The 22138-nt window shown below is 67.5% G+C and carries 10 protein-coding genes; 2 read left to right on the forward strand and 8 right to left on the reverse strand.

Features of this window, described 5'->3' with window-relative positions:
* Positions 1-57: 57 nt before the first annotated feature.
* From BLU09_RS29500 to BLU09_RS29525, 6 genes are all read right to left on the reverse strand, one after another.
* Positions 58-4605, reverse strand: coding sequence for a myxosortase-dependent M36 family metallopeptidase (locus tag BLU09_RS29500; protein ID WP_090493336.1), 4548 nt, complete (start codon positions 4603-4605; stop codon positions 58-60).
* 43 nt (positions 4606-4648) lie between these two features.
* The gene (locus BLU09_RS29505) at positions 4649-7150 is read right to left on the reverse strand and encodes an Ig-like domain-containing protein (RefSeq protein ID WP_167371184.1); all 2502 of its coding nucleotides are present in this window, start codon (positions 7148-7150) and stop codon (positions 4649-4651) included.
* Between the two features lie 261 nt (positions 7151-7411).
* Positions 7412-10840, reverse strand: coding sequence for a hypothetical protein (locus tag BLU09_RS29510; RefSeq protein ID WP_244172111.1), 3429 nt, complete (start codon positions 10838-10840; stop codon positions 7412-7414).
* A gap of 107 nt (positions 10841-10947) precedes the next feature.
* Positions 10948-11604 carry a response regulator gene (locus BLU09_RS29515; RefSeq protein WP_011556093.1) on the reverse strand — a complete coding sequence of 219 codons (657 nt, stop codon included), beginning with the start codon at positions 11602-11604 and terminating at the stop codon, positions 10948-10950.
* On the reverse strand, positions 11582-14800 hold the full coding sequence (locus BLU09_RS29520; RefSeq protein WP_244172112.1) for a ligand-binding sensor domain-containing protein: 3219 nt from the start codon (positions 14798-14800) through the stop codon (positions 11582-11584). Before BLU09_RS29520 ends, BLU09_RS29515 begins: the two co-directional genes overlap by 23 nt.
* A 352-nt stretch (positions 14801-15152) precedes the next feature.
* Positions 15153-16079 (reverse strand): alpha/beta hydrolase, encoded by a 927-nt coding sequence (locus BLU09_RS29525; protein ID WP_090493342.1) that lies wholly within the window; start codon positions 16077-16079, stop codon positions 15153-15155.
* A 148-nt stretch (positions 16080-16227) separates the two neighbouring features.
* Here BLU09_RS29525 and BLU09_RS29530 point away from each other — a divergent pair, with 148 nt between their 5' ends.
* Entirely contained in the window at positions 16228-17151 is a 924-nt protein-coding gene (locus BLU09_RS29530) for a LysR family transcriptional regulator (protein WP_090493344.1), read from the forward strand.
* Between the two features lie 67 nt (positions 17152-17218).
* Here the strand turns inward: BLU09_RS29530 and BLU09_RS29535 are convergent, their stop codons facing one another.
* Positions 17219-18142, reverse strand: coding sequence for a hypothetical protein (locus BLU09_RS29535; protein ID WP_090493347.1), 924 nt, complete (start codon positions 18140-18142; stop codon positions 17219-17221).
* 420 nt (positions 18143-18562) lie between these two features.
* Positions 18563-20074: an alkaline phosphatase family protein gene (locus BLU09_RS29540; protein ID WP_090493350.1), complete on the reverse strand. Its 1512-nt coding sequence runs from the start codon at positions 20072-20074 to the stop codon at positions 18563-18565.
* A 510-nt stretch (positions 20075-20584) separates the two neighbouring features.
* Here BLU09_RS29540 and BLU09_RS29545 point away from each other — a divergent pair.
* Positions 20585-22093 carry an alkaline phosphatase family protein gene (locus BLU09_RS29545; protein ID WP_341865188.1) on the forward strand — a complete coding sequence of 503 codons (1509 nt, stop codon included), beginning with the start codon at positions 20585-20587 and terminating at the stop codon, positions 22091-22093.
* Positions 22094-22138: the final 45 nt, after the last annotated feature.

Genomic DNA, 22138 nt, shown 5'->3' on the forward strand with positions numbered 1-22138 from the left:
CGATGGCACATGTGCCACCGCCCCTCTTCACTGCCTCAAGACAACATCAGGACGGCGTCAGTCCTCGCGCCGCCTCCACGCGAGGAGAGAGAGCAACGCCATCGCCAACGGGAGCGCGGCAGTCGTCCCGGTGGACGAGCAACCGCTGGACTCCTTCGGCGCCGGGGGCGCCGGGCTCACCGTCACCGTGACCCGGTCCTCCGCGGACAGGCCACTCTCCGAGGAGACCTTCACCACGAAGACGAACTCCGTGGTGGCCGAGACCTCAGGCGCGGTGAACTGGACACGCGCCTGCGTCGCATCCTGGAGCGTCACGGCGGGGCCCTCGCGCTGGCTCCACGCGTAGGTCAGCGTCCCCTGCTCCGGGTCCGTGGCCGTGGCCGTCAGCGTGACGGACTTCGCCGAGAAGGTGGACACATCGTCCCCCGCGCTCACGGTGGGCGCGAGCGGCACGTGGCGCACCGTCACACTCACCATCGCGGCCTCGCCACTCAGCTGCCCGTCACTCGCCACGAGCTGGAAGACGAGCTCCTCGCTCCCCTTGGCGACCGCGGGCGCGGTGAAGCTCGGGGTCAGCGTATCAGCGCCCGTCAGCGTGACGGGCAGACCCGAGACCTGCGTCCACTGCTGGCTGACCACCGCGTCGCCGTCCGGGTCCTCCGCGCTTCCCTGGAGCGTCACCGTGCTCCCCTCGTCCACCGTCAGCGCGGTGCCCCCGGACGCCACGGGCGCCTTGTTCACCTGGCGCACGAGCACCTGGACCGTGTCCCTGTCCCGCAGGCCCCCGTCCAGCACCGTCAGGCGGAAGGTCAGCATGGTATCGGCCAGCACCTCCGGCGCGGTGAAGCTGGGCGTGGCCGTGTCCGCGCCACTCATCGCGGCGAAGGGACCCGCCACCTGCTCCCAACGGTACGTGAGCGCACCACCCGCCAGGCTGCTGCCGCTGCCCTGCAACTGCACCACGGACAGCTCATCGACCGCCAGGTCCTCGCCCGCCTGCGCATCCACCTGGCCCGTCGTGCAGACCCCCTGCTCGTCCACCAGCGCCGTGAAGGGCGTGTTCGCCAACCCCGAGAAGGCGATGTCATCGATGAACCAGCCAAAGCCCCCGGCCGCCTCATCCGCGCCAATGCGGAAGCGGATGCGAACCACCTTCTCCGCGGAGGCAGAGCCCAGGTTCACGCTCGACATCACCATCTGCTTCTGCGTGAACGCGAAGCTCGCACCACCGAAGGCGCGGCGCCCGGAGAGTGGATTGACGTTCCCTTCGTAGTTCGTGAGCGTGACGTTGTACCCGTTGGAGGTGATGCGGTTTCCGATATCGGTCCACGTCTGGCCGTCATCCTCCGACAGCTCGAGGACACCGCCGTCAAAGAACTCTCCCCTTGACGCCTCGAAGGCGTACCGGTGGCGGAAGGTGAACGACAAGCCCGCTCTGCCCACATGGAGCGGCGGCGAGACGAGCGCGAAGTCCGCGGCGCGCCCCACGTCCTCTCCGTGGAAGGAGCGCTCACTCCCGGCATCCTCGTTCACGGTGAAGGAGACGCCGCCCATCGCGGACGTCATCGTCCAGGGCAGCAGCCGCGCATCCACACTCTCGGTCGTCGAGGCCCCAGGGAGCTCGTCCTGCTCCACCTTGGCGCTCAGCGTCGCCTTCTTGTCACCGGCAGCCACCCCGTTGGCATCGCGGTAGGCGATGTTGAAGTGGACCACCGAGCGAGGCGCCGCGCCCCAGAGCCGCACCGGCACCTCCACCGTGGCCGTCTCGTACAGGCCCATGGCAGGGAAGCTCGCCGCCCCACCGTTGGCCAACTGCACGGCCTCGCTGTCCGACGAGACGGAGATGCTCGTCGCCTGAAGCGGGGCGGTGCCCGTGGAGCGCAGCGTGACGCGCAGCACGCCGCTCTCCCCGTTGTCCAGGTACCCGTCCGCGTCGCAGGTGTTCTCGCTGCCGTCCTCGGTGAGCTCCGCCGAGACGAACACCACATCCGCGCCCGTGCGAAAGCTCTCCACCACGCCCGCATGGTTCGTGGAGGCCCGGTCCGGCGCCACCGCGCCGATTCCCGCGCCGCGCCGAGCAAACGCCTCCGCGAAGATTTGGTAGTCCGCCGGGTCTCCCGCATAGGCCGCCGCGAGCAGCGCGTCGCGAGCCTCCAGGAACGTCGGCGAGGCCGGGGTCAGCGTGTACGCGGTGACGAGGTAGCTCTTCATCCGCCGCTGGACTTCGTCGAACGAGAGCCGCGAGGAGTCACGCAGCAGCCCGACGTAGCACTCCCACAGCATGGTCGCCCAGACTTCGCCGGCGTTGTGGTACTCGGCGTTGTTGCTCCCATCGGCGCCGAAGGCATAGGGCACACCGCTGGGAAGACGGACTCCGTTGGAGATGTGCTTGAAGGTCAGCGGGTTCTTGCGGAAGTCCACCGAGTAGGGCACGCGGCGAATCCCGAAGTAGGCGGCGTCCGCGCTCATGTTCCGCGTCGCGAAGTCGCCCACCGGGAAGACGCCCGTCCAGTTCGGATTCGAGGCGACCTGCGCATCCTCCTCGCGCACCGAGAGCAGCAGGGCGTGGAAGTCCGCCCACCCCTCCCCCATGCTGCGCGCCTGGTTGGTGCCCAGGCCCGCTCCGTCATGGACGAGCCGGTTGCTGATGTAGTGCCCCCACTCGTGCGCCACGATGCTCGTGTCGATGGTCCCGTCCAGGTCCCCCTCGGGGCGCTGAATCATCGAGAGCTGCACCCCCTCCGTGAGCTTCCCCCGGATGCGGTCCCCGTCCCCCTTCGGAATCAGCACCGCGCCAATGCGCGACGGCGACAGCCCGTTCTCGAAGCCCATTCCCTCGGGCATGTCCATGCCATCGATATTGGCAATGACGACCCCGATGGCCCCAGCGGCCTGGGCCGTGAGTGCCTTCCGATGGAAGCCGCAGGTGCCTCGGTCGAAGAGGGCGATGTTCCCCTCCACCGCCGCGGCGTTGGTGAGCGCCGTGCAACCATCTGTCGTGGAAGGCCCGTCGGCGTTCCCCGCATCGAGCCCTTCGACCACGCGGCCGGACACCGAGAACACGCGCGGGCCGAACTGCGAGGAGACGAAGGTATACGGCCCGGCGATGCTCGCGGGGGCCGTCACTTCGACGGAGCGCTGTGCGGTGTTCCCGGGAAAGATGAACATCTGCATCCGCGGCCGAGCACCGTCGGCCGGGGTGGACATGTTGGCGTTGTTCACGCCACCGAAGTCCTGCGCCTCCGCCTTGATGCTGTCGCCCCCGAGCCCTCCCCGCCCGTAGTTGTCATGCTGGGCGTTGCCCGCCGCTTCGTTGAAGCCCGCGTCGTAGTACGCGTCGTGCAGCCAGTTGTTCACATAGAACAACTGCGTGACGGCGGACTGGATCTGCTGGGGTGTCTCGTACGGCAGCAAGTTGAAGCTGTACGGATAGTCGAACGTCGCGGGCCCCGTGATGGCCGCGCGCATGTCTCCCGCGCCGAACCCGTCCGGCGAGGCCAGGTCCGCATACGCATCCACGTTGTTGCCCACCGACTCCGTGGCAGCCACGGGCAGCCACGGGTCATTGCGGCTGAAGGGCGCGTTGTCGAGCGTCACCAGGTTGCGCTCGACGAAGAGCGGCACGTCGCCATCCGGCGTCCCCGTCGGGTGCGGGATGTGCGCATTGCCCGACGGTCCGGCGAACGGAGTGAACGGAGACGTGGCATCCGCCCAGACGCGGTAGCTGTGCGCCGCGTCCGCCGTGAGGTTCTTGCGGAACAGCACCCGGCCGTCCTCCGCGGCGATGACGTACGAGTAGTAGTCCGAGGCCGAGGAGCCGGCGGCGCCCGTGTTCAGCTCCACGTAGTAGGCGGGGAGCAGTCCCTCGGGAAGCTGGAAGAGCACCGGCTTGCTTCGAGCGGGGATGCGCAGCCCGACCGGGAGCGGCCGGGCATAGGGGACCAGGTCATGATGCGAGTAGCGGCCCGAGGCCCCGCCCGTGAGCCGCAGCAGGCCGGCATCGAGCGACTGCCCCGTCAGGTCCGCGAACGCCGCGGCCACGGCCTGGGGAGCCCCCATCCGGAAGGAGCGCGCGGGGCTCTTGTTGCCCTGCCCCACGTCCGGCGAGAGGTGGCCTGAGGCGGCCACCAGCACGTTCTCCTTGTCGAGGAGCAGGTTGACGGTGCCACGGAACACCTCGACGCCACCCACCTCCTGCCGCAGCGTCACCACCGAGGAGCCCAGCGGGCTCCGGCGAACGCTGGCGACCGAAGTCCCCACCTGCGAGAGCGACCGGCCGCCATGGAACGGAGCCAGCGCATCGAGCTGGAGCCGGGCCGCGGTCGCCGGAGACATCCGCGCGTAGTCGCTGGCCGCGCGAAGCGACGGGGGAAACGCCGTACCTTGCGCGGGCCGCGAGGCCCAGACGAAGGTCGGCACGCCGAGCCGGTGCTCGCGGTGCAGCACCTGCCCGCCCAGACTCGCACGGTCCTCCAGGAGCGAGCGGGCTCCGGGAGCCGGCGGGCGCTCCAGCAGAGCATCGTAGTTGGGAAGGGAGTCGGCACCAGCCTGCGTGCCCGCGAACGCCAGCGCGACACCGGCGAGGTTCTTGAGGAGCGATTTCACGAGATGGACCTCGAAAGAGGGATGGGTGTGCTCGGCACGCGCGCTAGCGAGCCCAGAAGATGCGCCGCACGAAGTAGGCCGGAGGGTTCCCCATGGAGACGGCTTCCGAGCCGTCGATGTTGGACACCATGAGGGTGTTGATTCCCGTCACCGGGTCCCGCTCGGTGTAGGCGACCTTCGTGCCATCGGGAGAGAGCGTGAAGAGGGACTGGAGCAACTCGCCCCTGCTGCCGCGCATGACGGGCCGCACGATTTCGCGGCCCGTGCCGTCGGGCCGGATGCGCTCCAGCCACGTGTCCGACCACACGTCCTCGTTCCAGTAGTGGTACAGCAGGTCGCCGTTGGGCAGCTCCATCGGGAACCGCACGATGGAGGCCATCTCCTGTCCCGGGACGGAGAAGTTGATGATGGAGCGCGCGCTCCCATCCTCCAGCGAGAAGGCCCAGAGCTGGGCGCCCTTCATCGCGTACTGCACCGTGTAGAGCGTCTTGCCGTCGCGCGAGAAGGAGGAGAAGACCAGCGGCCAGATGGGGACGGGCGCCGGCATGTCGTTGATGCCACTGATGAGGACGCGCCGCTCGTCCGTCCCGTCAGCGCGGATGATGAAGGTGAACTCGAGGCCATCACGGCCCGGGTACGGGTCTCGCGCGCACGACCGCATGAACGAAATCCACTGCCCATCCGGCGAGTACTCCGGCATGCGCTCTCCGCACAGCGACGAGTCCGCCTGGGTGAGGCGCCGCACCCGGCTGCCGTCCGCGTCCGCGATGTAGAGGAGCCCCTGGAAGTAGATGCCCCCGAACTTGTCTCGCCCGTCCACCCAGACCACCGACTTGCGGTCCGGCGAACGAATCACCTCCGAGTGGACGTCTCGCGGAGAGAAGAACGGCGTGGGCGCCTGGGTGATTTGACGGAACTGGGAGCCATCCGGTCGCACGGCGAACGCCTGCGGGAAGGACTCCTCCTCCGTCTGGGCCTCCGCCGAGGGAGAAGCGGTGAAGATCAGCAGCTCGGAGGCATCCGTCGCGCGCATCGTCCCCACGGTGGCGCGCAGCTCCGTGGCGTCGCCGATTCGAGCCAGCGCACCCCCGGCGCCGACCTCGAACAGCTCGACGTTGAACGTGTAGTCGCCCTTGATGGCGAACCGCGTGCGGAAGGCGTACGTGTGGCCGTCGGCGCCCTGAAGCTCAGTCGCCCCCAGCTCGAAGCCCGACTCCTGGCTCATGTACGCCGCGCCGCTCGCGTCGGTCTCCGAGCCGCCCGTCCACGTCTCCGGCTGGTCGGCCACCTCACCCGCGGCGCCCGAGAAGTAGCGCACCGGCTGGCCCACCACGGGGCTGTCGGTGGGAGGCAGGTGGAGATCGGCCGGCGGGTTGTGACGAATCACCGACACGCGCCACCGCAGCCGCGTGGAGGGCGGCAGGGCCTTGGTGATCCGCGCCGTGAAGGAGACCACCCCATCCTCCATCATCTGGAACGTCGGGACGACGCTGGTGATGCTCAGCTTCGACACGCTCACCTGGCCGGTACCGCGAAGTCCGTTGAAGGTCGCGGTGATGGTGGCGGAGCCCTGCCCTACCGGCGTCACCTGCCCACGCGTGGACGCGGTCATGGAGACCACGGCCACGTCCGTCGTGTTGCTCGTCCAGGCGGCGCTCGCGGTGACCTCCTGGGTCCGGCCGTTGGACAGCGTGGCCTCGGCGTGGAGCTGGCTCGGGTGGCCTTCAATCAGCATGCTCGCCGCCGGCGAGACGGCGAGCGCGACGGCCTCGGACACCGTCACCTCGGTGTCGCCACTCACGCTCGCGAAGGTCGCGGTGACCCGGGCCCCACCCAGCGCGGCGCCGCTCGCGACGCGCTTGTTCAGCGACACGATGTTCCCGTCACTGGAGCTCCAGGTGGCCTCATTGGAGACGTCCACCGTCGTGCCATCCGAACGGGTCGCCAGGGCGGTCAACATCAGCGTGCTGCCCCGGGCCATCGAGGCGTCATTCGGAGTCACCGCCACCGACGTCACGACGGCCGAGGTGACGGTCGCCTTGACGGTGGCCTCCAGCGTGCCGAACCGGGCCTTGAGGGTGGCCTCGCCGGGCGAACCGGCGTGAACCAGGCCGCTCGCGGAGACCACGGCAATCGCCTCGTTGGAGGAGGACCAGATGATGTCGCTGGTGAGCCCGTGCGACGTGCCATCCGAGAAGGAGGCCGTGGCGGCGAGCTGCCGCGAGAGGCCCGCGGCGAGCGCCAGCTCCTTCGGCTCGATGGACAGCGAGACCGCCGTGGCGTCCGTCACGTCGAGCCGCGCCTGCGCGGAGACGTCGGAGTAGGTCGCGCGCAGCGTCGTCTGTCCCTTGGCCAGCGCGCGCACCTGGGGCGCGGCGCCCGCCTCGGAGGACACCGTACCGATGACGGCATCCGTCGAGGACCACGAAGCCTCGCGCGTGACGTCCCGCGTGCTGCCATCTGAGAAGGTGGCGGTCGCGGTGACGTCCGCGCCGATGCCCACGGCGAGCGAGAAGCGCTCGGGCGTAATCCGCAGGGTCTTCACGGAGGGGGAGGACTTCTCGCTACTGCAGCCGACAAGGACTGCCGCCGCGACCAGCCCCAGCAACGCGGGGTGAAGCAGACGACAACGGGAACGCACTGACATGGATGGACCTCTCTGCAGCAAACCGCCGCGCGTGCGACGAACAGCAACCATGGAGTTGGAAACGAAACGGTACGGATTCAGGCGGCGCGCACCATCGGGGGCGCCCCTGGAGGTCCCTCAGGAATCCCCTAGGGGCGCTGATGCCGCGCGCTTCACGACTCAGGGCAGCGGGCTGGCGCTCACGCCCCGGAAGCTGGTGTTGGCCGGCGCCGTGGCCACGACACGCACGGACGGCGTGAACGAGCTTCCATCATCCAGGAAGGACACCAGGAGGTTGCCCGCGCCACCACCACCCGACTGGTACGTGGTGACGTAGACGCGGACTCCCCGGGGAGTCCGCACCGCCGAGACGCCATGGGTGGCGATACGCACGGTGGTGGTCCCCGCGGCGGCGAAGGTGGGCACGAAGCTGGACACCTTGCTCCAGCTCACCCCGTCAAAGGTCCACTTCTCCAGGCGCAACGTGTCCGGAGTCCCGCCCTGGTTCGCATTCTGGTTGAGGTTGATGGACACGTAAGCGGTGTCCACACCGGCCACCTCGGGGCGTTCATCGAGCAGCGCGAAGCCGGACGAGTTGAGCGTCGTCGAGAACGAGGGGAGCTGGTTCGGCGCGACCGCCGCGGTGGGCTGCTCGGTGGGGAACGTCAGGACGCCCTGGTTGTAGCCCTGGGGATTCGGGCTCGGAGGGATTCCGAGCGAGAAGTAGACGCGGCCGTCGAACAGGCTCACGAAGCGGGTGTCCACCACGCCCGTGGAGATGGCTGCCGACACCGTGGTGTTCTCGGCAGGCAGCGCATGGCGGATGCCGCCGCCTCGACCCGACAGCCAGTAGCCAGTGCCGTCCACCGTCGAGGCCGAGCGCACCAGGTCTTGGTCATAGGCATCGCTCAGACGCACAGGGAGGGTGAAGGTCCCCGCGAGGTCCAACTGCCCGATGACCCGAGGTGTCGCCGATGCGGTCGTGCCCGAGACGTTCGCCAGGCCCACGTCCGCATCGAAGCCCGTGAAGGTGAGCAGGCGACCATTGCCCGAGCGAGAGAGGTAACCCTGGTGGACATCACTGCCGACCACCGTGAGGCGGGCCGCCCCCGCCGCGCTCGAGGCGGGAATGGCGAAGGTGCGCACGGGAGCCCCCCCCATGGGGCGGTACTCATCGATGAAGACCTCCGTGGCATTCGAGTTGAGGGCCGCGGCGCCCGCGCCCACCCGGACCACCATCGCGTTCGCCTCACAGGCCACCATGACGGTGACGTGGACCTCGCCCATGGTGCCCGTTCCTCCCGAGATTTCGCAGGTCTGTCCCATCGGGTGACGGCTCACCTCCACCGCATACGCCTCGCCAGGACGCAGCGGCAGCGGGAACGAAGACTCCCCGTCGGTGGCGACCGTGAGGGCGTCCGCGCCGGACTTCAGCCCCAGCGTGCCGATCAGCCCCGAAACACTGACGCGCAGCCGGTAGACGCTCTCACACGTGACGACGATGTTCGTGACGGGCGCACCGCTCACGGTCCCCACGCCGGAGTTCACGGAGCAGCGTTGGTTCTCCGGCTGAGTCTTCACCGTCACCGAGTAGCTGCCCTGCTCCGCGACGTGCTGGGCGAAGGTGAAGGCACCATTGGCCGAAACCGGGAGCACCTCGTCGCCGTTGTTCTGGAGCTCGAGCATGGCGCCCTCGGCCAGGCCGCTCACACTGCCACCCACGGGATACGACGCCGTGCCGCAGAGCACCTCGATGCGGGTGACGTCACCCTCGCCCATCGTGCCCGTACCGTTCGACACGGTGCACACCAGCGGCGCGGTCGCCTGGGCCGTGACGGAATAGGTCGCGCCGAAGGCCACCGGCGTCGGGAAGGTGAAGGCTCCATCGGCGGAGACCGTGAGGACATCCCCTCCGTTGTTCCTCAGCACCGCCGACTGCCCATCCCCCAGCCCCGCCACGGTGCCGCGCACGAGATAGGACTCCGGCGAGCAGACGACCGACACGCTCGTGACGGCCGCGCCCCCCAGCGTGCCCGTGCCCTGCCGCACCTCACAGGACTGTCCCTCCGGCTGGGTCTTCACCGAGACGGAGTAGGCGCTCAGGTCCGCCACCGGCTGGAGGAAGGCGAAGGGCCCATTCGCGGAAACGGTGAGACGCTCCTGCTCGTTGTTCCACAGCTCCAACGCGGTTCCCTCGACGAGCCCCGCCACCTCGCCTCCGACAGTGAAGGACCGCGTGGTGCAGGAGACCACCACGTCCGCGATGCCCCCTACCTCGATTCGGCCCGTGCCATTCGGCACGCTGCAGATCAGCGGGTAGCGAGCCTCGGCGGTGACGGCGTACGTGCTCCAGTAGGACACCGGCGTCGGGAACGTGAAGGAGCCATTTGACGCAACGGTGAGCGCATCCCCTCCGTTGTTCTTCAGCACCACCGACTGTCCCCCCGAGAGTCCCGCCACGCTTCCGCCCAGCGAATACTCCGACGCCCAGCACGTCACGACCACGCTGTTCACATGCGCCCCGCTCACGGTGCCAGTCCCGTTGCGCACGTCGCAGGCCTGGCCCATGGGCGGCGAGCTCACCGTCACCGAGTAGCCACTCAGGTCATCCACCGGCCCGACGAAGGCGAAGGAGCCATCCACGTTGACGCGGAGCGATTCCGCGCCGTTCGTGAGCTCCACCGAGCTTGCGGGGAGGAGGCCCGTCACGGTGCCTCCCAGCGAGAACCGTGTCGTCTTGCAGCTGACGCTCACGTTCGTCACCGGTTGGTTACCCATGGTTCCGGTCCCCCGGCTCACGGTGCAGGCCACCGGATACACCGCCTCGACGGTGACGTCGTAGCTCGCGCCGAAGGCCACCGGCGTCGCGAAGGCGAACTGCCCGCTGGCGGTGATGGTGATGGCATCGCCCCCGTTGTTCCTCAGCACCACCGACTGCCCCTGTGTCAGGCCAAACAGCGAGCCGCGCACGCCGAAGGTGCTCGCCGCGCACGTGATGGCCACATCGGTGACGGCCGAGCCCTTCACCGTGCCGGCGCCGCGCTCCACGGTGCAGTCATGGCCCTCCGGAGACGACTGCACCGTCACCGAGTAGCCGGCGAGATCGACGACCTCCGCGGGGAACTGGAATGGCCCATTCGCGGAGACGGTGAGCACGGGCCCGTCGTTGTTCCGCAGCTCGAGCGAGGCCCTCTCGAGAAGTCCAGAGACGACACCACCCACCGGATAGGTGTTCGCGCCGCAGGTGACGGCGACGCGGGTGACGTCCGCGTTGCCCATCGTCCCGCTGCCGCTCTCCACGGTGCAGGAGGCGCCCTCAGGCGGCGACTGGACGGTGACAGCGTAGGCCGCACCTCGCGCGACCTTCTGGCTGAAGGCAAAGGAACCATTGGTGGTGACGCGCAGGGACTCTTCGCCGTTGCGCAGCACCACCTGGGCGCCGTCACGCAGGCCCGACAGCGTTCCGCCCACGGCGTAGGACGGGACTTCGCCGCCTCCGGCATCAGGCTCACCGGGGGGCTTCGGGTCCGAGCCGCAGGCGGTGAGCACGACGCTCAGCAGGCCCACCAGCGCGGCGCTGGAGAAGGAGGAGCGTGAAATCAGTCTCATGGGCGGGGGGTCTCCATGACGGTTTGGGACGCACGACGACCCTACGGCCCCGTCGGAGAGCCCCACCATCGGGGAGCCCCCTAACCGCCCCTCAGGAATCCCCTACGTCACGACGACTCTCCCGGGACGAGCCCATACCGGACCGCCAGGCGCACGAGCGAGGGCACGTCATAGATGGCCAGCCGCTCCATCAGCTGCGTCCGGTGCGCCTCCACCGTCTTCACACTGACCTGCAGCCGCTCGGCGATGGCGCGCGTGCCGTTCCCCTCGGAGATGAGCTGGAGGATTTCCCGCTGCCGCGAGGTAAGCCGGTCCAGCGGATTCGCCGCGGGCCTCTCGTCGTCGGTGATGCGCAGGAAGCCCTCCACCACGGTCTGTGAGATGGCGGGACTCAGGTAGGTGCGGCCCTGCCACACGGACTCCAGCGCCACCTTGAGCTCCTCCACCGCCGAGTCCTTGACGAGATAGCCCGCCACCCCCGCGCGCAAGGCCTGGGCCACGTACTCGGCCGACGTGTGCATGGAGAGGATGAGGATTCGCGTGGAGGGGCTCAGCTTCGGCACGCGCCGGGCGACCTCGATGCCATTGAGCCCCGGCAGCGAGAGGTCCAGGAGCAACACATCCGGCTGCAGCTTGTCCGTGAGCGTCAGGGCCTCATGCCCATCGCCGCACTCGGCGAGCACCGTCACCCCACCCAGCGACTCCAGCAGTGCACGCAGGCCCGCCCGCACCAACTGGTGGTCATCCGTCAGCAACACGCGCATCTGGTCCTCCGGAAAAGTCTTCCCGCACGTCCGCCCTCACCTCGGCCACCACGCGCGTCCCCTCCCCCGGACGCGAGGTCACCTCGAAGTGTCCCCCCAGGTCGCGCACCCGCTCCTGCATCCCGAACACGCCGAAGCTGCCCGGCCCCCGGCCCGTGAGGACCTGGTTGACGTCGAACCCCTTGCCGTCATCTCGCACCTCGAGCCGGATGACGCGTCCCACAGTCTCCAGCCGCACGTCGATGCGGTGCGCGGAGGCATGTCGGAGGGCGTTGGTGACCGCCTCCTGGATGATGCGGAAGACGGCGATGTCCCGCCCCTTGCTCAGCGAGGGAGGCGCCGACGACGCGGTGAACACGAGCTCGACGCCACTGCGCCGGGCCACCTCGCGCAGATACCACTCGAGCGCGGCGACCAGCCCCAGCTCATCGAGCTGCGGCGGGCGCAGGTCCACGGAGAGCGCCCGCACCTGCCCGATGAGCCGGTCGATGAGCGCGACGACCTCGGGCAGGCGCGTCACCGACGGACTCGCGGAGGCGTTCATCAACCCGAGGTTGAGCTTGACCGCCGTGAGCGCCTGGCCGAACTCGTCGTGCAGCTCGCGGGCCAGGTGCTTGCGCTCCTCTTCCTTCACGGCCTCCAGCCGCATGGTGAGGCGGCGCAGGCGCTCACGCCCGGCTTCCGCCTCCTCGAGCGCCTGCTCGCGCTCCGCCTGCAACGTGCGCAGCGCGAGGTTGCGTCCGACGAGCAGCCGAGTCCGCCACACCAGCCCCACCACCACCGAGAGCAGGACCACCGCCAGCGCGCCGAAGCGCACATCGGTCCGCTGCCAAAGAGGCGGCGCCACGCGGAGGGTGAACGGACGCATCTCGACCCAGTCTCGGCCCGGGCTGCGCGCGCGCAGCCGCAGCGAGTGCTCCCCCGGAGGGAGGGAGTGGAACGAGAGCTGATTGCGCGTCCCCAGCGAGAGCCAGGGCTCCTCCGCCGTGAAGCGATAGGCGTACTCCACGCCGTTGCGCGCATAGTCGAGCAGCGAGAACTCGAGCGAGAAGGGCTGGCGCCACGGGACCTCCAGGCCAGGGAGGTCCCACACCGGCTGGTTCGGGAGCGCGTCCGACTCCAGCCCCTCGATGGAGGTGAGGATGAGCGGCGGAGAGGGCTCGCGGGGCGGGCGCACCGAGGGGTCCAGGTCCACGAGTCCCTTGGAGCTCCCAAAGTAGAGCCGGCCGCCCACGAGCGTCACCGCCTCCGGATTGAACGCGTCACTGGGCAGACCATCCGAGGCGGCGTAGTTCTCGAATGCCCCCGTGGCCACGTCCAGCCGTGACAGGCCCGCGCGAGTCCCTACCCAGATGCCCCCGTCGGGGGCACGCGCCATGGCCATCACGTTGTTGTCGATGAGCCCGTCGGTGCTCGTCCAGAGGTCCACGGACACCGGCATCCCGGAGTCGTCGAGAGACACCCGCTGGAGGCCTCCGCCCACGGTCCCCACCCAGATGGCGCCCGAAGGGTCCTCCATGAGCGTGCTCACGTAGTAGTGGCTCAGGTGCAGCTTCGAGTCAGCGCCCAGGCGCATGCACTCCACCGTGTCCTCGCTGGCCGAGCAGACGTTGAGTCCGCCCGAGCGCGTTCCCACCCAGAAGCGCCCGCGCCGGTCCTCCATCAGCACCGTCACGAAGTCATCGGAGAGGGAGCGAGGATTCGAGGGCTCGTGACGGAAGGACACGAAGTCATCGGTCTCCGGCCGGTAGCGCTGCAGCCCCTGTCCCCCGCTGCCCAGCCAGACGTGGCCACGAGCGTCCTGCAGCAGCGTGTTGACGAAGCCAGGATGGTCGCTCGACCCGCGCTCCGTGCGACGGTAGAACTTGAGCAACTGGCCTGTCGTCGGGTCCAGGCGATAGGCGCCCATCGAGATGCCGACCCACAGCTCCCCGTCGCGGGTGCGCAGGAGGCTGAGGACGCCTCGAGTGTCGACGCCATCCAACACGGGCCCCGGCAGTGGAACAGCCTGCCCCGAGCGCACCTCCACCCGGTCCACGCCTCCGCCGAAGCTGCCCACGAGCAGGTGGCTGTCGCCATCCGGAATCACCGCCCACACGTCCTCGTTCGTCAGCCCGGAGGCCGAGTTCCCGGCCTTTCCGCGCAGCGTCCTGAAGGTCTCCTGCCGGAAGGGCGCATAGAACAAGCCCATCCCGAACGTGCCGATGAACAGGTTGCCAGCGGCGTCGAACGTGAGCGCGCCTTCGTCGATGCGGTGCTCGTAGCCAGGCCCCGCGGACGGGAGACGCTCCTCACGCACTTCGCCCGTCGCCGTGTCCACGCGGAGGAGCCCACCGCCGAAGGAGCCGATCCACAGCGTCCCGTGTCCATCGGGCTCGAGCTCCGTGACGAGCTGCACCTTCTGGGCGCTCTCCGGTGGAGACAACCGGGCGCGGCGCAGGTAGGCCTCGTCGCGCTCGACCCGGTAGAGCCCATCACGGGTGCCCACCCACATCCCGCCGTCCGGGTCCGCCGCGAGGCTGAAGATGTCCCTGGAGCCAGGGCCTCGCTCTTCAGAAGAGATGGGCTCGAACGTCGTGGCGCCGGGCCCGCGTCGGAACAAGCCTCGCGAGAGCGTGCCCACCCAGAGCGCTCCCGTGCGGTCGTGCTTCAGGGCCATCACGAACTCCTGGCCCCCACCAGGCTGGAGCGGAATCCGCTCCGCCACGCCCGTCTCCGGGTCCAGCAGCGCGAGCCCCCTGTGGGTGCCCACCCACAGGCGCCCATCGTCGGCGTCCGCCAGGGTGAACACGCCGTCATGGGGGATGCTGGCGGGGTTGCTGGAGTCGTGACGGAAGTGCCGGAAGGACCAGCGAGCCCGGTCCACGAGGCTCAAGCCACCCGTCATCGTGCCGACCCACAGCCGTCCCTGGGCGTCCTCGTGCAGGGTGCGCACCGCGTTGCTTGCCAGGGAAGCCGGGTTGCCCAGCTCGTACTGGAACTTGCGGAAGCGCTGGCCGTCGTGGAGGTAGAGGCCCTCGCGAGTTCCTATCCAGAGCAGCCCCACCCGGTCGTAGAGGACCTCGGTGATGTACTCGGCCTGGAAGGGGCGCGCGCCGCCCACCTGCATCAACCCGAGCCCCTGAGCACCCGGCGCGACGGCAGGACATACCAGGAGGAACAAGAGGACTCCCAGCCATCCGGGAGCCGTGCGCAAGGAGAGCCTCCGCGACGAGCTCACGCGCGCACCAGGGCAACCCTTCCGGTGAATTCGTCCAAGTCGAGACAGCCTTGCCTCACGGGAAACGAGCCGCCGAAGAAACGAACGTGAAACGACCCGAAGAGATTCCTATGTCAGCCAGAAGGAGCGCCAGCAACGGGGAGTCGGGCCCGAAGGTGGCGGGCTGAGTCGAGTGTCACGGTGACGTCACGTCTCCCGCGCCGCGTCACGCCCTGCCCGCCAGGTGTCGGCGGCACGAGGCGCCGAGCAGGAGCTCCAGGGCCCCTGGCGTGTCACGCAGTCGTGAGACACGTCACGGGGAAAACGGGTCCGAAAATCGGGGAGTGCGTTACAGATGCTTCGTGAAGAAGGGCACGACCTTCTCCAACGCCTCGGCGACCGGCTCTGGCTTGTCATAGAGGTCGTAATGCGATGCCCCCTCCACGACCACGAGCTCCTTCTGCTTTGACGCCGCGCGGCCGTAGATCTCCTGGCCGTCGCGGTAGGCGCCAAAGCCGCCAGGCTTGTCACCGATGACGACGAGCAGGGGCTGCGTCAGCAGCACCTCCGCCAGGTAGAACGCGTCCCAGCCAATGGCGGCAGCTCGGTGGGAGAACAGCCCGCTCGTCGCGCCATGCGGCTTCTCACCGCGCGGCGAGCGGTAGTAGTCGGTCGCCTCCAGTACGTCGATATCCGTCAAGCCAGCCTTCCTGCCTGCCTCGACGGAGCACGGAAGGTAGTTGTCGACTCGCACCTCGCCACCGCGCGCTTCGGACGTACGTTGCTGCGCCATCGCCTCCAGCGCGCCGAGCGGATTGTAGCCACTGAAGGCCTCGCGGCTCAGACGCCCGAAGTTCACGCCGGTGATGCTGACAACCGCTTTGATGCGGCGCTCGGTCATCGCGGCGTTGATTGCGTACGTGCCACCACCGCAGACTCCGATGGTGCCAATCCGCGCCTCGTCGACATACGGCAGCGTGACCAGATAATCGGTGACGCGTCGGATGTCCTCGACGCGCTGAGCTGGGTCCTCGATGAAGCGCGGCTCGCCGCCGCTCGCCCCCTGGAAGCTCGCATCGAACACGAGCACGACAAAGCCTGCCTTCGCCAGGGCCTCACCGTAGACGTTGCCCGAAGTCTGCTCCTTACAACTTCCAATCGGATGGACGCTGATGATGGCCGGATGCTTCTTCTTGGAATCGAAGCCAGGAGGGAAATGCAGGTCGGCGGCGATGTCCCAGAGCATGTCCTTGTTGCGAATCTTCACGGTATCCATGGCCAGTTCCCCTGGTGGCCGGGCGAGCGGCATCTCTGCTTGCCTGTCGCCACCACCGTCAGTTGTGAGGGGAAGATGCGCCCACGATTGGACGCATTCAATGCCACAATCATGAGCACAGATGTATGCCCAGGTTTACAATCCTGTGATGGACCCATCGCTGCTGCCGTCCCTCGCATGGTTCGCCCACGTCGCCTCCCACCGCAGCTTCACCAAGGCCGCCGCCAAGATGGGTGTGTCTCGTGCCGCGCTATCGCAGAACCTCAAGGCACTGGAGAAGCAGCTCGGCGTTCGGCTGCTCAACCGCACGACGCGCGACATGTCACTGACCGAGGAAGGGCAGCACCTGTTCGACGCACTGCAGCCGTCGCTGGGCTCCATCGAAAGCGCCGTTCGCAGTCTCGGGGAGGCGGCTGGGGAGGCATCCGGCCTGCTGAAAGTCAACACAGCGCGCCTGGCCGCAAAGGCGTTGATCGAGCCCTACGTCGGTGAATTCCTCTCACGCCACCCGAAGCTATCGCTCGAATTGGTGATGGACGACGGCCTGTCCAACATCACCGCCAGCGGCTGCGACGTCGGCATCCGCCTCGGGCAGAACCTCGCCGAGCACATGGTCGCGGTGCCAATAACACCCATGCTAGCGATGGCCGTCGTCGGTGCACCAGCGTACTTCGCGCGTCGGAGTCCGCCGAAGACGCCAGCCGACCTCGTCCATCACAACTGCCTCAACTACCGCCACACAGGCAGCGGCGCGCTTTACGAGTGGGAATTCACTTCACCCGGCAGCAACGGCCACGACTTCTCGGTGGAAACGAAGGGCAACCTCATCACCAACGACGACGACAGCATGCTGCGCGCCGCGCTGCAGGGTGTCGGCCTGATTCAGCACATCGACATCGTCGTGCGAAAGCACATCGACGACGGCAGTCTGGTGCGCGTTCTGCAACCCTGGTGCCCACCGTTCCCGGGGTTCTACCTCTACGTTCCTTCACGCAAGCAGATGCCGAAGAAGACACAGGCGCTGATTGATTTCCTGGTGGAGAAGCGAAAGCAGTGGGAGAAGAGGACCTGACCTCGCGCGGCCCCAATTCGGCCGCTGTCAGCGAACCGCGCCCGTGCCCCTCCCACAGAAGCCCGCCTCAATCACAGTAGTACGTCGGCGCCAGCTCCAGGACGCGCTGCTCGGCGATGGGGGAGAGCGCGCGCAGGCGTGAGCGGAAGAGGGGCGCCTTCATCCCCATTCCGATGAAACCCCAGACATACGAACGCTCCTGGGACTCGTACAGGTGCTTGTTCTCCTCCGGAGTGAACATGCGCCCCACCGCCTTCTCCAACGTCTGGAGATCCAGCGCGAGCTGGGCGTTCAACGTCCCCCGCAGCGCCTGGAGCAGCTCCGCGTACTCCGTGAGGGCCGCGTCCAGCGTGTCGGGTTCCCGGGCGAGGATCTTCTGAGCCTCCAGGAAGTCCAGCCGGGTGTGCTGCGCCTCTTCGAGCCAGTGGTGCTTGAGCAGGTTGCAGAACAGCGGATCCAGCACCTCGGTCTTGTTTCCGCGGACCGTCTCCAGATAGTGCTGCTGCGTCATCAGCTCCAGGTGCAGGTTGAAGATGAGCACCCCCAGGTTCGACTTCGCCATGATGGCCCGAGCCACCTCGACGTGGTTGTCGAGCAGCGCGGGGATGACCTTGAACCCTTGAGCGAACGCGCCGGTGAAGCGCGCGAAGAGCTGCTGGTGCTTCAGCTCCTCCTCCGTGAAGCGCAGGAGCGCGCGCATGTGCGTCGCGTTCCCGTGCAGCTCCAGGCTTGCGCGCTGGGCGGCCAGGGCCACGGCGTACTCCTCCAGGAACAGGAACAGGTGCGCATAGCTGTTGGAGCGGATGTGATTCAACATCAGACGCTCCTCCGCGCTCAGGAAGGGAATGGCTTCCGCGCCCGTCAGCGCATCCGAAAGGAACCTGCGGCTGAAATCCAGGGCGGTGTCCTTGGGCAACAGCTCATCAAGACACCAGGACACCTTCTCCGAGCTCTGGATACAGGACTGATACTCCGAAGTTTGATTTGTCATTTTGAAATCGAACGCCTCTTTCAATGAAATGTCAAGCACCAGGGAAACGAAAGGATTTGCCGCGAGGCGTCAGCCTCCCCTAGCGCAATGCCCCATGTGAAACACGACGATTTGCTGTCACGGTTTCCGGGAGAGCCCCCGGCCTCCTGCTGGAGTGGACTGGGAGGCGCGGACGCCGGGCGGGGCCTCTGGCTCCGATGGAGACGGAAACGACCGGAGGGAGCCTGACGGCAGCTCAGGTCGAGCATGTCCCCTGCCCATCCACCACGAAGCCTCGGACAAGACCATTGCCCCCTGGGGAGGGAGCCACTGCCGCCCACCAGGGTCAGCGAGCCGGCGTTGAGGCCCTCGCGGTCAGGCGCGTGGCCCGCATTGCGCCGAGCGCCGCTCGCGCGGTCATCATCGCCCGGCCGCAACCCGCTACGGTTTCGTCGTGGTGCCCGAGTGGAAAGTGGCCCGCTTCTGGCTGACGTCTCGCATGTACTGCTCCGCTTCGGCGCGCGTCTGAATCGCGCGCACCCGTGTGAGGATCGCCTGTCTCTCCGTGGGCGACGACAGCTCCAGGTCGGTACGCACCGCGAGGTGCAGGAAGCCTGGAAGATGGCCTTCGGTCACCAGGTCGGTCGGAGCTGGGAGCGTCGTGGGCTTCGACTCCTGGTGCGGCATGGCCGCGGAGCCCTCCGGCCCCGGCAGGTACTCCGGGCAGTCCGTCCTTGGCGCGGACAACGTGGCGAGCGAAAGCACGTTGTTCGCGTTCGCGTCACGCAGCGTCATCTGCGGAAGGCCAAAGGCGGCCTCGACTGTCGCCGGCACCGAGGCGTGGTCGTACAGTCGATGGTCAATGACATTCCTGGCGATCCACGGCGAGATGACGACGGCGGGGACCCGGACACCGTATTGCTGGAAGGTGAATCCGTACTTGTTGACAGACGAGGACATCTGCCACGTGTCGCAGGGCGCCGGCGCGGCGGGCGGTGTCACGTGGTCGTAGAAGCCACCGTGCTCGTCCCAGGTGACGATGAGCAGGCTCTCGTTCCAGACAGGTGAGTTGCGAATCGCCTCGTAGGTGTCCTTGATGAGCTGCTCGCCATGCCGGACGTCGTCCCGCGGATGCTGCGAGTTGCCCCCCGCGTAGGAGTCATTCACCACTTCGCCATAGTTCGGCTCGATGAAGGTATATTGGGCGACCGGGCGCTCACGGAGATCACTCGCGAAGCGCGAGAACGGGCGAACGTCCCGGGCACGGACACCCGCGATGGCTTCCGTGATGCAGAGCCCTCCCGCCGAGTAGACCGCCGACTCAAGCTTCGGATGGGTGAGGAGCGAACCGCCCTCGAACCTGAAGCCACCGTCCAGATGCTCCTCCCATTCGAGGGTTTCCAACAGGCTGGGGCTGTGGTCGAGCCCGCCGGACGTCGCCGCGTTCACGAAGAACCGGTTGGGCCAGGTGGGCCCGGGCAGGGAGGAGAACCACTGGTCGCAGACGGCGAACTCCCGGGCGAGCGCGTTGAGCACCGGAAGCTGGTGAGGGGCATAGCACTTCATGAGCTCGCCCGGGTCGAACTGCCCGACCTTGGCCTGCTTCGCCGCGGCGGCATAGCTCTCGACGAAGCCTGACATCGTGATGGGGGGATACTTCGAGATGGGGGGCAGGGACTTTCCATCATGTGACGACCAGTCAATCCCCGTGAGCTGCAGGAGCACGTCCAGGAAGTCGTGATGGGGTCCCACGGGCATCGAATAGTCCGCGGGACTGCTCACCGGGTACCGGACGCCGTTGAAGGTGTTGAACTCGTTTCCAGTCAGGCCGTTGAGCAGCGTGAACTTGCCGGTCGCCGCGTCGGTGCCCGAGATGCCCGAGAACCCCAACATATGGTCGAACGAACGATTCTCCATCATCAGAACAAAAACGTGTCGAATGGGCGTAGCCATGCGGAGGCTCCTCGCTGGGGTCTCCCATCGAATTGCCATTTCCACAAAGACACGTCAACACCACGCCAGCTCACCCTTCTCGCTTTCTGATTGACGTGTCAGGAATGACGTCTGACGCACCAGTGATTGCGTTTGACACGTCAGAACCGCGGGCCAGCCTCCTTCCTCTTTGCCTCCTTCCCTCTGTGGAGCGACGGGCGAGGCATGAGGCATGAGGCATGCACTACCCAGCCCCCTTACCCATGCCCTGGGGATCCATCATGAGAACCAAGTACCCGCGCGTCTTCGATCATGTCCTCGTGATCATGCTTGAGAACCAGTACCGCAGCTACGTGATGCAGAATCCCTACTTCAAGTAGTTGGCGCAGCAGGGCATCTGCCTGAGCAATTCCTTTGGTGTCATGCATCCCTCACAGACCAACTACATCCGCGAACATCCAGGGGAACAGTGCTCGATGGGCGCGTATCCAGGGCGAGAACGCCTTCTGGGAGGATATCAAGCACGGCACCTTGCCGAACTACGCCTGGTTCACGCCCAACATGTGGAATGACGGCCACTACCTCGAAGGCACACACGATGAGCCGGAGGAGCGCGCGCCTGCGCTTGTCGACCAGACCGCGAAGTGGCTCGAGTCGTTTCTGGGAGACCTGCGCTTCCCCGGGCCGAACTCGCTCCTGCCGCCCCGAACGCTCGTGGTGATTACCTTCGACGAGGCGGACTTCAAGAAGTCCTATGAGAAGAAGACCTACGACCACGGGAACGTGGACCTGCTCGTCTATGACGGGCCCAATCAAATCTACACCGTGCTGCTGGGAGACATGATTCAGCCCGGCGAGCAGGCCGAGGGCTACAACCACTACAGCCTCTTGCGCACCATCGAGGAGAACTTCCAGCTGGGGACCCTGGAGAAGAATGACGCCTCCAGCAACTGGTTCCAGTTCCTCTGGAACAGACATTTCTGGTGGAAGGATGCGCCCCCCACGCCCGTCTCCGAGGCGGCCCACTTCGCGCTCGCGGAGTTCGCGAGGGTGCTCCATCTCGTGTACGCGACCCAGCAAGGCGAACTGCGCGTCCGCATGTCGGAGGCGTCCGGCTGGTCGGCGGAGCGCTCGCTCGGGGCCTCAGGGGGTGGAGCCCTGGCCCTCGCAGCCACGGCGGAGCGGCTGGTGCTCGCCTACGAGACGCGTGACGGCACCCTCAACTCCCTCTCCTATCGGGTCGGCACCGGCTGGTCCGCGACGCCCACGCAGGTCGCCACCGGAGCGCGTGGCGCGCTGGCGCTCGCGGCCCTCTCGGATGGGAAGCGCCTCATGCTGACCTATCGGACCGCGGAGGGAGCGATTCAGTCGCGCATCCACGAGCGCGGGGCGTGGGGAGAGGAGGTTCGGGTACCCGGAGCCTCCACCGAGGGGCCCTTGACGCTGGGCGTCCTGGGGGCCTCGCTCTACCTCATCTACAAGCCCACCGGGGAAAGCACCTTGTCCGTGGTCTCGTACAACACCGCGCTCTTCAACGTGGTCCGCACTCCTGCTGACGAGCGGTTTCCAGGGGTGGACGAGAACACGACTCGGGATACCTGGTCTCCCAGTCAGTTCCCGGTCGCGGCCTTCACCCGCCATCCTGGCAAGGACAGCGGTGGCGAGCCGGAGCCTTGGAACAGGCCCTACAAGGCAGGCAGTCCCCTCGCCATCGCGGAGCTGGCGGGAGTGCTCCACCTCGTCCACCCGGTGAGCTCCCATGTCTCGCTCATGACGGAGACCTTCTCCCTCAGCGGCATCATGACTCCCGCGAAGCCCGTGTCGTACAACACAACGGACTACGCATCCTTCAACGATGGCTTCGGCACCCTCGCGCAGGCGGGTTGGAGTCCGCAGACCCCCATCCCCGGCGCTCACTGCGCGCCAGGTGGGGGGCTCGCCATGGCACGGGTGGGCGATGAGCTCATTCTCGCGTTCCAGCCAGAGGCTGGAGGCGGAATCCACCTCCGCAAGGGCCGCTACCATTTGCTTCCGCTTTGAGACGGGGGCAGAGGAGGAGCACGCGCACACGGGTGCTCCATCCAG

Origin of the sequence: Myxococcus virescens (genome assembly GCF_900101905.1) — a bacterium.
Taxonomy (GTDB): domain Bacteria; phylum Myxococcota; class Myxococcia; order Myxococcales; family Myxococcaceae; genus Myxococcus; species Myxococcus virescens.